This window comes from Polaromonas sp. CT11-55 (assembly GCF_047303325.1).
GTDB lineage: Bacteria > Pseudomonadota > Gammaproteobacteria > Burkholderiales > Burkholderiaceae_C > Polaromonas.
The window spans coordinates 138,878-152,831 of sequence record NZ_JBKBEX010000006.1 but is presented as its reverse complement, the minus strand read 5'-3'; the positions used below and the strand labels follow the sequence as shown (position 1 = coordinate 152,831).

Here is a 13,954-nt window from a genome sequence, read left to right as displayed (position 1 = left end):
AGGCCATCCATGGCAGAAGCAGCATCGACCGGCAAGTCTGGAAAAGTCGTCATCAAAAACATCGGCTTGCTGCTGTCCGGCGACATAGACCGCCCCATCCTGGACGCCGACACCATCGTCGTGAACGACGGCCTGATCGTTGCCGTCGGCAAGGCCAAGGACTGCGACATCGCGCACGCGCAGACTGTGATCGACGCGCAGCAGACCTGCGTAGCGCCCGGCTTGATCGACAGCCACGTGCACCCGGTCTTCGGCGACTGGACGCCGCGCCAGAACCAGATCGGCTGGATAGACTCGACCATGCACGGCGGCGTCACCACCATGATCTCGGCCGGCGAGGTCCACCTGCCGGGGCGGCCCAAGGACATCGTGGGCCTGAAAGCGCTGGCCATCACCGCACAGCGCGCCTTCGACAACTTCCGCCCGGGCGGCGTCAAGGTGCTGGCCGGCGCGCCCATCATCGAAAAAGGCATGACCGAGCAGGACTTCAAGGACCTGGCCGAGGCCGGCGTCACGCTGCTCGGCGAAGTGGGCCTGGGCTCCGTCAAGGCGGGCTACGAGGCCAAGGAGATGGTCGGCTGGGCGCGCAAATACGGCATCCAGAGCACCATACACACCGGCGGCCCGTCGATTCCGGGCTCCGGCCTGATCGACAAGGACGTGGTGCTGGAGGCCGATGCGGACGTGATAGGCCACATCAACGGCGGGCACACGGCGTTGTCGGAGGCGCATGTCTGCGAACTCTGCGAGAAGTCCTCGCGTGCGATCGAGATCGTCCACAACGGCAACGAGAAGGTCGCGATCGCCGCCGCCCAGGCGGCGCTGCAGCTCAAGTGCCCGCACCGCGTCATCCTGGGCACCGACGGCCCCGCCGGCTCGGGCGTCCAGCCGCTGGGCATGCTGCGCCTGATCTCCCTGCTCTGCAGCCTGGGCAACATTCCCCCGGAGCTGGCCTTCTGTTTTGCCACCGGTAACACGGCACGCATCCGCAAACTCAACTGCGGCCTGATAGAAGCCGGCCGTGATGCCGACTTTGTCTTCATGGACAAAGCCCAGCACTCCGCCGGGCGCGACATCCTCGACAGCATCCAGCGCGGCGACATCCCCGGCGTCGGCATGGTGATGATTGACGGCCTGGTGCGCTGCGGCCGCAGCCGCAATACGCCACCGGCCACGCAGATCCCCCAGATCGTCGCGGCCTGAGGCTGCCTCTATTTTTTTCCGCGCGGGGCTAGCCCTGCGCGCCATTTATTCATCAAGCATCAAGGAATTGGTCAATGAAGGTCTTGGTCCCCGTCAAACGTGTAGTCGACTACAACGTGAAAGTCCGCGTCAAATCCGATGGCAGCGGTGTCGACATCGCCAACGTCAAGATGAGCATGAACCCGTTTGACGAGATCGCCGTCGAAGAAGCCACGCGCCTGAAAGAAAAAGGCATGGTCACCGAAGTCATCGCCGTCAGCTGCGGCGTCGCCCAATGCCAGGAAACCCTGCGCACCGCCATGGCCATAGGCGCAGACCGCGCCATCCTGGTCGAAACCGCCGAAGAACTGCAACCCCTGGCCGTGGCCAAGCTGCTCAAGGCCCTGGTCGAGAAAGAACAACCCCAGCTCGTCATCCTGGGCAAGCAGGCCATCGACGACGACTGCAACCAGACCGGCCAGATGCTGGCCGCGCTGCTGGGCTGGCCCCAGGCCACTTTTGCCTCCAAGGTCGAGGTCGAAGGCGGCACCGCCAAGGTCACGCGCGAAGTCGACGGCGGCCTGGAAACCCTCTCGCTCACGCTGCCCGCCATCATCACCACCGACCTGCGCCTCAACGAGCCGCGCTACGTCACGCTGCCCAACATCATGAAGGCCAAGAAAAAGCAGCTCGACAGCCTCAAGCCCGAAGACCTGGGTGTCGACGTCAAGCCGCGCATCAAGACCCTGAAGGTCAGCGAGCCGCCCAAGCGCAGCGCCGGCGTCAAGGTGGCCGACGTGGCCGCCCTGGTGGACAAGCTCAAGAACGAAGCCAAAGTAATTTAAGGACCGATGACATGACCGCACTCGTTATTGCTGAACACGACAACGCCAGCATCAAGCCCGCCACCCTCAATACCGTGACGGCCGCCGCCCAGTGTGGTGGTGAAGTCCACGTGCTGGTGGCCGGCCTTGGCGCCGAAGCCGCCGCCAAGGCCGCCGCCGCGATTGCCGGCGTCGCCAAGGTCATCCACGTCGAAGGCGAACACTTCGCCCACGGCCTGGCCGAGAACATGGCCGCCCAGGTGGTGGCCATTGCCTCCGCTTATTCGCACATCCTGTTTCCCGCCACCGCCTCGGGCAAGAACATCGCCCCGCGCGTGGCCGCGACGCTGGATGTCGGCCAGATCTCCGACATCACCAAGGTTGACGCCGCAGACACCTTTGAGCGCCCGATTTACGCCGGCAACGCGATCGCCATCGTGCAAAGCCTGGACGCGACCAAAGTCATCACCGTGCGCACCACGGGCTTTGACGCGGCAGCCGCCACCGGTGGCTCGGCCGCGATTGAAACGCCGGCCGGCGTGGCCGACAGCGGCAAGTCGTCTTTCCTGGGCTCCGAGATCGCCAAGAGCGACCGTCCCGAGCTGACGGCCGCCAAGATCATTGTCTCGGGCGGGCGCGCGCTGGGCTCCAGCGAGAAGTTCAGCGAAGTGCTCACGCCGCTGGCCGACAAGCTGGGCGCCGCACTCGGTGCGAGCCGTGCCGCTGTCGATGCGGGCTACGCCCCTAACGACTGGCAGGTGGGCCAGACCGGCAAGATCGTGGCGCCCCAGATGTACATCGCGGCCGGCATCAGCGGCGCGATCCAGCACCTGGCCGGCATGAAGGACAGCAAGGTCATTGTGGCGATCAACAAGGACCCCGAAGCGCCGATCTTCAGCGTGGCCGACTACGGCCTGGAAGCGGACCTGTTCACGGCCGTGCCTGAGCTGGTTGCGGCGCTGTAACTTGTTAGTTAACTCCCTCCCCCGCTGGGGGAAGGAGTGAAAAATTTGCAGGCCACTTGCGACGCTGCTCGCTGTCAGGCCGCGTCGGCCTGTACCCCGGGCGCGGCGCGCATTGGACGCGATCCACACAGATGGATGCCTGGTCACTGGCAAAGCCGTCTGAAAGGGTTTTGAAAGCCCCGCGCAGGCACCATCGTCTCTTCAATTCGAAGGAGACAAAACATGCACCCCACCAACATTTCCCGCCGCCGCCTGCTGGGCGCGAGCGCCGCCCTGGGCTTGGGCAGCGCGGGCATTCTCAACACCGCCGGAGCGCAACCGGCCTGGCCGTCCAAGGCCATACGCTTCGTCGTACCTTTCGCGCCCGGCGGCAGCTCGGACGTGGTCGCGCGGTCCACCGCGGCCGAGCTCACGAAGTTCCTGGGGCAAAGCGTCTTCGTTGACAACAAACCGGGCGCGGCCGGCAACATAGCCATGGCCGACGTGGCTCACGCGGACGACCAGCACACCCTGATCCTCGGCCACATCGGTACGCTGGCGGTAAACCCCTACATCTTTCCCAAGCTGCCTTATGACCCGGTCAAGGACTTCCAGGCCGTCAGCCTGCTCGCCAAGGTGCCCAGCCTGTACGTGGTGCACCCGGATGTGCCGGCGAAGAACCTGACCGAATTCATTGCCTATGCCAAAAGCAAGCCGGGCAAGCTCAGCTACGGCTCGGCCGGCAACGGCAGCGCCGGACACCTGGCATTTGAATACCTGAAGATGACCGCCGGGATATTCATGTTGCACGTGCCTTACCGCGGCACGGGCCCGCAGCTGACCGATCTGCTGTCCGGCCGGCTCGACGCCGCGGCTGTGGGTGCCTCGGCCATCCTGCAACACATCAAGGCCGGAAAGTTGCGTTGCATAGCAACGGGTTCATCCAGGCGGCTGGCGCAACTGCCGGACGTACCGACCGTGGCCGAACAGGGCTTCCCGGGCTTCGAGATGACGCAATGGTACGGCCTGCAGGCACCGGCCAACCTGAGCCCGGCCAACCTCGAAAAACTGTCGGCCGCGACCATGAAGGCTGTGAAATCGCCATCGTCCATGGAGCGCCTGGGCGCCGATGCGGCCGAGGCCATCGGCAACACGCCGCAGCAGTATGCGCAGTTCATCGCGGTCGAGCAAAAGCGCTGGAAAGTCGTGGTCGAGCGCGCGAAGATCAAACCCGATTGACGGTTCCGGCTACAAGGAACAGCCGCTAAGATCACCGCTATGCGCGCGCTCCTCGCCGAAGACGATTTCAACCTGGGGACCTGGCTTTCCAAGGCCCTGGAGGCCGTTGGCATCCAGGTCGAATGGGTCAATGACGGGCGCCTGGCCGACAAGGCACTGCAGGCCAATGACCATGACGTGCTGATCCTGGACCTGGGCCTGCCCGGCCTGGACGGGCAAGAGGTCCTGCGCCGGCTTCGCAGCCGTGACCAGCGGCTGCCGGCGATCGTGCTGACGGCGCGCGGCGCGCTCACCGATCGCGTCGAGATGCTTAACCTGGGCGCCGACGACTTCCTTTCCAAACCCTTTGCCCTGGCCGAACTGGAGGCGCGGCTGCACGCGCTAGTCCGGCGCGCTCGCGGTGTCGAGCATCCTCGATTGTCTTGCGGCCCGCTGGTTCTGGACACCGCCAGAAAACAGTTCCTGCTGGGCGGCGAGCCGCTTGCGCTGACGCCGCGCGAGGGCGCGGTGCTGCGCGTCCTGATCCAGCACAGCGGCGAGCCCATGTCCAAGCAGCAGATCCTGAGTCGCGTGTTTTCCGACGATGAAGACGTGCATCCCGAGGTTGTCGAAGTGATGGTGCACCGATTGCGAAAGCGCTTCGAATCGTCGGGCGTTCGCATCGTGACCATGCGAGGGCTGGGTTATGCGCTGGAAGCGGCGTGAAGGGCGAAGCCTTCGCGCGGCGCTGCTGCTGTTGCTGCTGCCGATGCTGGGCGCCATCACCGCGCTCGAGCTCTGGATGACGGATCGCGACGCGACCGATGCGGCCAACTCGGCCTACGACCGCTCACTGCTGGGTGCCGTCAAATCGATTGCAGCCAATGTCTCGACAGAGTCGGGCGGGCTGTCGGTCGAACTGCCTTATCGCATGTTCGAATTTTTCGAGCTCACGGCCAACGGGCAGGTGTATTTCCGGATCGCCAGTTCGGACGGCCTTGTCGAGCTGGGCAGCGCCGATCTGCCGCCCGCGCCGGGCACGCTGGGCCTGGAAACCCCGGTGTTCTATGACGCGCACTACTTCGGTGAAGCGGTACGCGTGGCGGCATACCGCATGCCCACGGGCAAGCCGGGCATGGCCGGCAATGACGATCATGCGACCGTGCTGATTCAGGTGGCCGAGAATGTGCAGTCGCGCCAGGAATTCACCTGGCGGTTCATGGCGCTGGCGATATGGCGGGACGGTGTGGTGTTCTTGCTCACACTCCTGTGCGTGGCACTCGGCGTCAGCCTGGCACTGCGTCCGCTGGCCCGCCTGGCGGCCGAAGTCGGCGCACGGCGCCCGGACGATTTGGCGCCGGTGCGCGGCACCGACCTGCCGGCCGAGGTGCGACCGCTGGTCGCCGCCGTCAACCAGCAGATGGCGCGCACGCAGCAGCTCGCGACGCAGCAACGCGCATTCATCGACGACGCCTCACACCAGTTGCGCACCCATCTGACCATCCTGCAGATGCAGGTCGATTACGTTATCGGCGAGGCCGATGCGGCACGCAAAGCCGAAGCCATAGCCGCCCTGCGCGATGAGATCGGCCGCTCCACACACACCACCAACCAGTTGCTCACGCTGGCCCGCAGCGACTCGGCCGTGCTCAACGCCCAGCCCATACACCTGGCCGCCATCGCGCGCGATGTTGCCCTGCGCTGCATGCCGGCGGCCAGGGCCAAGGGCATAGACCTCGGCGTCAGCGGGCGCGAGACCGACGATATGGCAGAGGGTGATGCGGAGTTTTTGAAGGAAGCCCTGCTCAACCTGGCCGCCAACGCGGTGGCCCATGTGCCCGCGGGAGGCGTGGTCACCGTGACGTTCTCCTCCGACATGCTGGGATGGAGCCTGGGTGTGACCGACAACGGCGCCGGACTCAGTGAGGCGCTGCGCAACACGCTTGGCCAGCGCTTTTCGCGCCAGCGCGACCAGGCGGCGCGGGCTTCGGGCTCCGGCCTGGGCCTGGCCATCGCACGCGCCGTGGCGGAACGCCATGGCGGCGCCTTGCGGCTGGACATTCCCGAAAGCGGAACCGGCCTGCACGCCAGCCTGTGGTGGCCCAGGTCCGGCCGGGACGGACCCATGACTGCGGGGGCCTGAAATGCAACGCCGACATCTGCTCTCTTTTCCTCTCGCTTTCCCCCTCGCTGCGGTGTTGTCCGCGCGCGCGGCTTCATCGCCCGAAGCCATCGCCTGCCTGGTGCCTGCCAAGGCGGGTGGCGGGTTCGATCTGACCTGCAGATTGGCCGGTGCCATGCTGGAGCACGGCCGCGCCGGCAAACGCTCCCTGGAAATCTCCTACATGCCCGGCGGCATCGGTGCGGTGGCCTTCGACCGCATCGCTTCGGGCAAGCTGGCCAATCCCGATACGCTGGTGGCGTTTTCGAGCGGCTCGCTGCTCAACCTCGCGCAAGGCAAGTTCGGCCCCCATACCGCGGCCGACGTGCGCTGGGTCGCGGCGATTGCAACCGACTACGGTGTCATTGCCGTGCACAAGGACTCACCGGTGCGCTCGCTCACGGTGCTAGCCGCGGCCCTGAAGAAGGACCTGGCGAGCGTGATCTTTGGCGCGGGCGGCACCGTCGGCAGCCAGGACTGGATCAAGGCAGCGCTGCTCGTGAAAGCCGCGGGCCGCGATCACAAGTCCATGCGCTTCGTGTCCTTCGAAGGCGGTGGCGAAGCGCTCACGGCGCTGGCCGGAGGCCATGTCTCCGTTTTCTGCGGCGATATGGCCGAGGTTGCGCAGGCCATGGCCACCGGGGCGCCAGTGCGCATCCTCGCGGTGCTGTCGCCCAAGCGGCTCAGTGGCCAGCATGCCGGCCTGCCCACGGCACGCGAGCAGGGCATCAACCTATCCTGGCCCACCGTACGCGGCCTGTATGTGGGCCGCAACACCAGCGAAGCGGCCTACCGGCGATGGGTCACCCTGTTTTCGGACGCCCTTGCAAACCCGGACATCGACGTGCTGCGCCAGCGTTACGGCCTTTATCCTTTCGCCCTCACGGGAAAGCCTCTCGAAGATTTTGTGCAGGAGCAGATTCGCGCTTACGGCGTGATGGCGCGCGAGCTCGGCTTGAGGGTGCGCGGCTGAATCCTGCCAGGCCGATTCTTGGCGTTGGGGCTAAACCTGCGTACGGCCTCCCAGCGCCCGCTGGGCCTCATTCTCCAGCGCAATGGCCTCCTCAAAGCGGCGAAGCCCGATTTCATTGAGCACCCGCTTAAAGCTGGCGGCGACTTCCGGCAAAAGCGCCGCCAGCCTGGCACCTGTCTGCCGCGAAGCGGATTCAAGTTCGGTATCGGGAACCACTTTCCAGACCAGCCCCCAGGCCTGCGCCTGGGCGGGCGAGAACTCCTCGCCCAGCAGCATCAGCGCCTTGGCGCGCGCAAGACCCGCGTAGGCGGGCAGCGTTGCCGTCAATCCACCGGTCACAAAAACCCCCAACGATGCCTCGGGCAGCTTGAAGCGCGCGCTTTCCGCCGCGAGCACGATGTCCGCATTGAGCATCCACTCAAAGCCGGCGCCCACGGTCCAGCCATGGACGGCAGCCACCACCGGCTTGGGCAAGGACACCAGCGCCTGGGCTACGGCCTGCACCAGCACCAGGTCGTCTTCCGTAGGTGGCGCGCCGACGTCCCTTCCCGCACAAAACGCCCGGCCATTGCCGCGCAGCAGCAGCACCCTGACTTTGTCGTCGCGTGCGGCCTGCCCAATCGCGGCGAGCAGCGCACGCGCCAGTTCGTTGTCGATGGCATTGAGTTTGTCGGGGCGGTTCAAGGACAGGGCCATGATGCCGTCCGCGAACTCGATGGTTAGTTTGGGGCTTGTCATGGGGGTGATTCTGAACCAGGAAACCACCCGCGTGCTGCTCGGCGACTCTATCGCCGCAAAGACAGCCACTCAATCCGGCCGGACGCCTTCATAAGCGCGCTGCAGCAATTGCCGGATCTCGCCGCGCTGCGCCTGCCCAATGGGGCGCGGGTTCCAGTAGGGGTTTTGCACGGCGAGGTCGGCCGCGCGGTCCAGGTCCGAGGCCTGCATGCCTATGTCCTTGAGCGCCACCGGCGCACCGTTGTCGCGGGCCAGGTCAAACAGCCCCGCAGCGGCACTGCCGCGGCCCGTGGCCCCAAGAGCGCGTGCGATACGGGCCATGGCCCTGGGCGCGGCCTCAGCATTAAAGGCCATGGCCTGGGGCAGTACGACGGTGTGCACTTCGGCGTGCGGCAGGTTGAAGCTGCCGCCCAGGGTGTGGCACAGCTTGTGGTGCAAGGCCATGCCCACGTTGCCCAGCACGCTGCCGCAAAGCCAGGCGCCGTACAGCGCTTCGCCGCGCGCGCCCATGTCATCGGCACGCCGGCAAATTCCGGGCAAGGCCTGCGCGATCGCGCGTATGCCCTCTTCGGCCATCAGGTCCATCACCGGGTTGCTGTCCTGGGCATACAGGCCCTCGGCGGCGTGCGCAATCGCATTCATGCCGCTGGTCACACTGAGCGCCACGGGTAAAGTCAGTGTCAGCGCCGGGTCGTAAATGACCGTGCGCGGCAGCACGCGCGCATCCCTTCCGGTCTTTTTCAAGCCGGCCTCGGTGATGCCGTAGATGGGCGTCATTTCGCTGCCGGCGTAGGTGGTGGGGATGGCCAGGATGGGCAGGCCCGAGTCCAGCGCGATGGCCTTGCCCAGGCCGGTGGTGGAGCCGCCGCCGATGGCAATCGCGCAATCGGCACCCAGCCGGCGCGCCTCTTCGCGCGCCTCGCGTGCCGTCTCTATCGGCACATGCATGACGGCCCTGGCGAAAATGCCGGCGGCGCGGCTCCCAAGGCGGTCGGCCACCCTTTGCGCCTGGTCCCGCTGCTCAGGCGTGGACAGCACCAGCGCCTTGCGCGCTCCGAGCAATTCGATTTCCCGCTCCAGGTGTTGGAGCGCGCCGGCACCAAACACCACGCGCGAGGGTTGGCCGTTGTAGATGAACTCCTTCATGGCCGGGACGGATTGAGCACGAAGTCGTATTCGACAAGGTAGCTGCCGTCGGGCTGGGGCTTCCAGTCGGCGACCAGGGACTGGCGCACGCCGAACACGGCATCCGAGTCGAGGTAGGCATCGTCGCTGCGGAACACATGGGTGATCAGGGTTTCATAGCCTTCGGCCTTGATCATGAAATGCAGGTGGGCGGGCCGCCACGGGTGGCGGCCCGCCGCCTTGAGCAGGTCGCCGACCGGGCCGTCATGCGGTATGGCATAGGGCACGGCCAGGATGGAGCGGAAGTGGTAGCCCCCTTTGGCATCGGCATTGAAGGTTCCGCGCGCCTGCGCATGGTCGATCTCCGCATGCTGCACGTCATACAGGCCTTCTTCGTCGGACTGCCAGACATCGATGTGGGCGCCCGGCACCGCCTCCCCCGCCGCGCCGCGCACCGTGCCGCGAACCAGGCAAGGGATGCCGCGCGCACCGTTGGCGATGTCCGCGCCGAGTTCGTAGTGCGGCGCGCCCTCCACATGGAAGGGGCCGAATACCGTGGCCTCGGTGCAGCCTGCCGGCTTGTCGTTGTTCATCGCCACCGTCAGCATCGACAGGCCCAGCACGTCGGACAGCAGGATGAACTCCTGGCGCCTGTCGTCGGTGATGTGGCCGCAGCGGGTGAGGAACTCAATGCCCTTGAACCATTCCTCTTCGGTGAGCTCGACCTCGCGCGCGAAGGCGTGCAGGTGATTGACCAGGCTGGTCATGATGTGTTTGAAGCGCGGGTCCGCCGCCGCGGCATGGCGCGCGAGCACGGCTTCGGTGATGGTGTTGCGGTCAAGGTTGCGCATGGCAGCTCTCCTTTTTTCGGTAATCTGTTGCGCTGCGCGCCATCCACATCGCATGAAACTGGCACGCGCAAGGCCAGCGGACGCCGTGGAACGGGCTTGGCCCGGCCACACGCGTCGTCCCCCTTGAGAGCGAAGGCGCGAAGCGACTCAGGGGGTGTTTCATCTCAGTCCAGCTGGAGTTGTGTCTGCCGTGCAATCATCCCCCACTTGGCGAAGTCTTCGCGGCTGCGTTTTTCGGATTCCTGGGGCGTTCCGGCCTCCACGCGCAGGTCCATTTCCGCCAGCCTTGCCTTGATGGCCGGCGCCATCAGTGCGGCGCGCACGTCGCGCTGGATTTTTTCCGTGACGGCGGCGGGCAGGCTTGCGGGCGCCATCAGGGTTTCGAAGAAGGTCGCGTCGAAACCGGCGTGGCCGCTCTCGGCCACCGTGGGCACTGCGGGCAGGAGCACCGAGCGCTCCTTGCTGGAGACGGCGACCGCCAGGAGCCGGCTGCTCTGCACATGCGGCAGCACCACGGAAGAGACGATAAAACCGCAGCCCACATGGCCCGCGAGCACGTCCTGCGCGGCCGGCCCCGGCCCTTTGTAGGGCACATGGGTCTGCCGGGTGCCGGTGGCCGCCAGCAGCATTTCCATGGCCATGTGGCTGGGCGTGCCCGGCCCGCCGGAGGCGTAGGTGTTGCCGGCGGGAAGCTGGGTGAACCTGGCGAGTGTGTTGACGCCGGAGGCCGGGTTGCAAACCAGCATCTGGTTAAAGCTCGCGAAGTAGGTCACCGGCTTGAGCGACTGCCGCAGATCGAAGCCCAGCTTTTTGTAGAGATGCGGGTTGATCGTGAGCACGGTGTCGGGGCCGACCAGCAGGGTGTGCTCATCCCTGGCCTGGGCCACTTCCCCGGCCGCGATATTGCCGCCCGCCCCCGGCTTGTTCTCGACGATGACGGGCTGTTTCCAAGCTGCCTGCAGGGCGGGCTGGATCAGCCTGGCAATCAAGTCGCCCGGCGTGCCGGGCGGAAAGGAGGCCACCATGCGCACGGGCTTGCTGGGCCAGGTCTGGGCCTGCGCCGGTGCGAGCAGCGCCAAGGCCGTTGCAACGGCCGGCAGTTGGAGGATTTGGCGGATTGCGTTTTTCATTCAAGTCTCCTTATTTGTGTTGTTATGGCGTTGTCATCGGCCCGTGACGCGCATCAGCACGGCCGCTGCGTCGCTCGCCGCCGCACCGCGCCAGGCAACAATCTGGTCGGGGCGTATCAGCGCCAGCGGCGCTTCATACAGCTCGCGCAGCGAGGCCTGCGGCAGCCGCACCACGCGCAGGTCGACGCAAAGCGCCCGCGCGGCCGTTTCGAAAGCGGCCGTGGAAGGCGCATCCGGGCCCAGCGCGAGCAGCGTCCATTCACTGTGGAAACAATCAAACAGCGAGCGGCCGTCGTCCAGCCAGGCATGCGGCGGCCGCCCTCCCGGGCTCGCGGTGGCGATGTAGCGGTTGGGCTCATCGGGCGGCAGCGCCGCGCCGTCGCCGGCAATGACGGGCGAGCCGTCGTAGCGGCCACCAAAGGTGACGCCGGGAATGTTGAACTCCAGCTTGGCGTGCTCGCCGAAGTAAAGGGCCGCGCGCTCGCGCTCGGCCTCGCCCTGCTCCGAAGCCTCGTCGAGCTCGGCCTTGGCGGCGAACAGCCCTACTGAATCGGCAAAGCGCCGCGCGTAGCCGGTGTTGCGTTCGGCCAGCGGCTTGCGCTCGGCCGCATAGCTGTCCAGCAGCGCCGCGGGCGCCTGGCCGCGCACAACGCTGGCGAGTTTCCAGCCCAGGTTGACCGCGTCCTCAATTGCGGTGTTATAGCCCAGGCCGCCGGTCGGCGTGAACAGGTGGGCCGCATCGCCGGCGATAAACACCCGGCCCTGCTGGAAACGCTGGGCAACCAGCGCATGGCCGGCCAGCCAGGTGCCCATCGACAGTATCTCGATGGGCAGCTCCACGCCCACGGCTTCGGCGAAGACGCGGCGGGCGTCGTCCTCGGTCCAGTTGTCGGCGTCTTCCCCGGGCCGCAGCGCGGCATGGAAGGCGTACTCCGAAACACCGTCGACCGAGGCCATGAAGGCGCGCCGCTGGTGGTTGACCGCGACATACATCCAGGCCTTGGGATGCCGCAGCACCGACAGAAAACCCGGCGCGCGCAGGTAGACGGCAAACATCTTTCCGCCCATGAACTCGCGCTGTATGCCGGTGACGCCGCCCCATTCGATGCCCAGCTGGCGGCGCACCAGGCTGCGCGCGCCGTCGGCGCCGACCAGGTATTTGGCTTTCACTTCCTGCGCCGGGCCGCCGGCGGTGGGGCGCACGCTCGCGCTCACGCCGCTTTCTTCTTCAGCGAAACGCTCCAGCGACCAGCCATAACGGAGCTCGGCCGAGGGCCAGGCTTCGGCATGGCGGCGCAGGGCCTGCTCGACGAATTTCTGCGACACGCGGTGCGGCAGTTCGGCCGCGCTCCACGAGCCGGTCATGGACTTGATCCTGACCTGCGCCTCGGCCGCGGTGGGCAGGCTGATGCGCGACAGCTCATGGCGCGCGTAGCGTGTGAAGTAGGCGATGTCGGTCGGGTGGTCGGCGGGCAAGCCGAGCGCGCGTATCTCGTGGGCAAAACCCAGGCGCCGGAAGTGCTCCATGGTGCGGGCCTGGGTGGCGTTGGCCTGCGGATTGAAGGCGGTGCCGGGCTTGGCATCGACCACCAGGCAAGACACGCCGCGTCGGCCCAGTTCGTTCGCGAGCATCAGGCCGCAGGGGCCGCCGCCAGCAACCAGGACATCGGTCTCGAGCAGCTGCGGCTCGGTTGGGGGAGGCATGGCGTTTTATTCCTTTGTGGTGGTGTTTGCTGAAGAACTTGCCCTCAGCCATGGCGCCGCCGCAATGACCCGGGTGGCCGGCCCATGCGACAGGCAAAGCCCGACAGGCAGGCGGCAAGGGCCGTCGCGCTCAGTCGCCCTGTATCTTGCGGTCGCGGATCAGCTTGCCGAAGCGCTTGGAGTCTTCCGCGCCCTTGCGGCCGAACTCCGCGGGTTTGAGCGGCAGCGCCACGTTGCCGATCGCAAGAATGCGCTCCTTGGTCGCCGCCTGGTTCAGCACACGATTGACTTCGGTATTGACACGGTCGATCACGGCCTGCGGCGTGCCCGCGGGTGCGTAAAGGCCGAACACCGCATCGGCATCAAAACCCTTGAGCCCCAGTTCATCGAGCGTGGGCACCTCGGGCACCTGCGGGGCACGCTGCGGACTGCCGACCGCCAGCATGCGCAGCTTGCCGGTCTTCACATGCTGGAGCGCGATGCCGGGATCAAACAGGAAGTCGATCTGCCCGCCCAGCAGGTCGGTCAGGGCCGGTGCCGCGCCGCGGTAGGGAACGTGCACCGCGAAGGTCCCGGTCTCGCTCTTCATCATTTCCGTGGCCAGGTGCGGCGAGCTGCCGCTGCCGGGCGAGCCGAAGGCGCGCTGGCCGGGATGGGCTTTGAGGTCGGCGATCAGGCCCTTGAAGTCCTTGACCGGGCTGTCGGCGCGCACCACCAGGTAGAAAGGGACGCGGGCGACCGAAGCCACCGGTACCAGGTCTTTCGCCGGGTCGAAGCTCATCTTGGTGTACAGGTGCGGGTTGATGGACACCGTGCCACCCGACGCCATGAGCAGGGTGTAGCCGTCGGCCGGCGACTTGGCGACGGACTCGGCGCCCAGGTTGCCGCCCGCGCCGCCTTTGTTCTCGATCAGCACGGGCTGGCCCAGCGCCTCGTGCAGCGGCGGGGCGATCAGCCTGGCCAGCTGGTCGGCCGCCCCGCCGGGCGCGAAGTTGACGATGATCCTGATCGGTTTGTTCGGCCAGTTTTGGGCGTGTACGGGCAGGCCCGCGCACAGGCCGGCCGCGAGCAGGAGGGATGCGAGCAATGATTTCATGGTGGGTC

At 66.5% G+C, this 13,954-nt stretch carries 13 protein-coding genes; 7 read left to right on the top strand and 6 right to left on the bottom strand.

From position 1 onward, the window contains the following. Positions 1–9 precede the first annotated feature (9 nt). The 7 genes from ACEN8I_RS08680 (at position 10) to ACEN8I_RS08650 (ending at position 7,302) form a co-directional block, all read left to right on the top strand. A complete protein-coding gene (locus ACEN8I_RS08680; RefSeq protein ID WP_413327944.1) occupies positions 10–1,203 on the top strand; it encodes an amidohydrolase family protein in 1,194 nt (397 codons plus the stop codon). 74 nt (positions 1,204–1,277) lie between these two features. Then, positions 1,278–2,027 carry an electron transfer flavoprotein subunit beta/FixA family protein gene (locus tag ACEN8I_RS08675; protein WP_413327943.1) on the top strand — a complete coding sequence of 250 codons (750 nt, stop codon included), beginning with the start codon at positions 1,278–1,280 and terminating at the stop codon, positions 2,025–2,027. An 11-nt stretch (positions 2,028–2,038) separates the two neighbouring features. Further along, positions 2,039–2,971 (top strand): electron transfer flavoprotein subunit alpha/FixB family protein, encoded by a 933-nt coding sequence (locus ACEN8I_RS08670; RefSeq protein WP_413327942.1) that lies wholly within the window; start codon positions 2,039–2,041, stop codon positions 2,969–2,971. A gap of 222 nt (positions 2,972–3,193) precedes the next feature. Beyond that, complete coding sequence (locus tag ACEN8I_RS08665) at positions 3,194–4,189, top strand: Bug family tripartite tricarboxylate transporter substrate binding protein (protein WP_413327941.1); 996 nt, start codon at positions 3,194–3,196, stop codon at positions 4,187–4,189. Positions 4,190–4,228: 39 nt separating this feature from the next. Beyond that, a complete protein-coding gene (locus ACEN8I_RS08660) occupies positions 4,229–4,894 on the top strand; it encodes a response regulator (protein WP_413327940.1) in 666 nt (221 codons plus the stop codon). Continuing rightward, the gene (locus ACEN8I_RS08655; RefSeq protein WP_413327939.1) at positions 4,875–6,311 is read left to right on the top strand and encodes a sensor histidine kinase N-terminal domain-containing protein; all 1,437 of its coding nucleotides are present in this window, start codon (positions 4,875–4,877) and stop codon (positions 6,309–6,311) included. The genes ACEN8I_RS08660 and ACEN8I_RS08655 overlap by 20 nt, the downstream gene beginning before the upstream one ends. 52 nt (positions 6,312–6,363) lie before the next feature. Continuing rightward, positions 6,364–7,302 (top strand): Bug family tripartite tricarboxylate transporter substrate binding protein, encoded by a 939-nt coding sequence (locus ACEN8I_RS08650; RefSeq protein ID WP_413327938.1) that lies wholly within the window; start codon positions 6,364–6,366, stop codon positions 7,300–7,302. A 30-nt stretch (positions 7,303–7,332) separates the two neighbouring features. Here ACEN8I_RS08650 and ACEN8I_RS08645 read toward each other — a convergent pair whose 3' ends face one another. From ACEN8I_RS08645 to ACEN8I_RS08620, 6 genes are all read right to left on the bottom strand, one after another. Further along, positions 7,333–8,040: an enoyl-CoA hydratase/isomerase family protein gene (locus tag ACEN8I_RS08645; protein WP_413327937.1), complete on the bottom strand. Its 708-nt coding sequence runs from the start codon at positions 8,038–8,040 to the stop codon at positions 7,333–7,335. A 69-nt stretch (positions 8,041–8,109) separates the two neighbouring features. Further along, complete coding sequence (locus tag ACEN8I_RS08640; protein WP_413327936.1) at positions 8,110–9,186, bottom strand: maleylacetate reductase; 1,077 nt, start codon at positions 9,184–9,186, stop codon at positions 8,110–8,112. After that, complete coding sequence (locus tag ACEN8I_RS08635) at positions 9,183–10,016, bottom strand: intradiol ring-cleavage dioxygenase (RefSeq protein WP_413327935.1); 834 nt, start codon at positions 10,014–10,016, stop codon at positions 9,183–9,185. The genes ACEN8I_RS08640 and ACEN8I_RS08635 overlap by 4 nt, the downstream gene beginning before the upstream one ends. A gap of 164 nt (positions 10,017–10,180) precedes the next feature. Next, positions 10,181–11,146: a Bug family tripartite tricarboxylate transporter substrate binding protein gene (locus ACEN8I_RS08630; protein ID WP_413327934.1), complete on the bottom strand. Its 966-nt coding sequence runs from the start codon at positions 11,144–11,146 to the stop codon at positions 10,181–10,183. A gap of 33 nt (positions 11,147–11,179) precedes the next feature. Further along, on the bottom strand, positions 11,180–12,850 hold the full coding sequence (locus ACEN8I_RS08625) for an FAD-dependent oxidoreductase (RefSeq protein ID WP_413327933.1): 1,671 nt from the start codon (positions 12,848–12,850) through the stop codon (positions 11,180–11,182). Positions 12,851–12,980: 130 nt separating this feature from the next. Next, on the bottom strand, positions 12,981–13,946 hold the full coding sequence (locus ACEN8I_RS08620; protein ID WP_413327932.1) for a Bug family tripartite tricarboxylate transporter substrate binding protein: 966 nt from the start codon (positions 13,944–13,946) through the stop codon (positions 12,981–12,983). Positions 13,947–13,954: the final 8 nt, after the last annotated feature.

What these genes read in the sequence shown, in the direction of transcription:
- ACEN8I_RS08680 (WP_413327944.1), top strand. Translation starts at nt 10, where the DNA reads ATGGCAGAAGCAGCATCGACCGGCAAGTCTGGAAAAGTCGTCATCAAA.
- ACEN8I_RS08630 (WP_413327934.1), bottom strand. Translation starts at nt 11,146, where the DNA reads ATGAAAAACGCAATCCGCCAAATCCTCCAACTGCCGGCCGTTGCAACG.
- ACEN8I_RS08670 (WP_413327942.1), top strand. Translation starts at nt 2,039, where the DNA reads ATGACCGCACTCGTTATTGCTGAACACGACAACGCCAGCATCAAGCCC.
- ACEN8I_RS08675 (WP_413327943.1), top strand. Translation starts at nt 1,278, where the DNA reads ATGAAGGTCTTGGTCCCCGTCAAACGTGTAGTCGACTACAACGTGAAA.
- ACEN8I_RS08620 (WP_413327932.1), bottom strand. Translation starts at nt 13,946, where the DNA reads ATGAAATCATTGCTCGCATCCCTCCTGCTCGCGGCCGGCCTGTGCGCG.
- ACEN8I_RS08625 (WP_413327933.1), bottom strand. Translation starts at nt 12,850, where the DNA reads ATGCCTCCCCCAACCGAGCCGCAGCTGCTCGAGACCGATGTCCTGGTT.
- ACEN8I_RS08645 (WP_413327937.1), bottom strand. Translation starts at nt 8,040, where the DNA reads ATGACAAGCCCCAAACTAACCATCGAGTTCGCGGACGGCATCATGGCC.
- ACEN8I_RS08665 (WP_413327941.1), top strand. Translation starts at nt 3,194, where the DNA reads ATGCACCCCACCAACATTTCCCGCCGCCGCCTGCTGGGCGCGAGCGCC.
- ACEN8I_RS08655 (WP_413327939.1), top strand. Translation starts at nt 4,875, where the DNA reads ATGCGCTGGAAGCGGCGTGAAGGGCGAAGCCTTCGCGCGGCGCTGCTG.
- ACEN8I_RS08635 (WP_413327935.1), bottom strand. Translation starts at nt 10,016, where the DNA reads ATGCGCAACCTTGACCGCAACACCATCACCGAAGCCGTGCTCGCGCGC.
- ACEN8I_RS08640 (WP_413327936.1), bottom strand. Translation starts at nt 9,186, where the DNA reads ATGAAGGAGTTCATCTACAACGGCCAACCCTCGCGCGTGGTGTTTGGT.
- ACEN8I_RS08660 (WP_413327940.1), top strand. Translation starts at nt 4,229, where the DNA reads ATGCGCGCGCTCCTCGCCGAAGACGATTTCAACCTGGGGACCTGGCTT.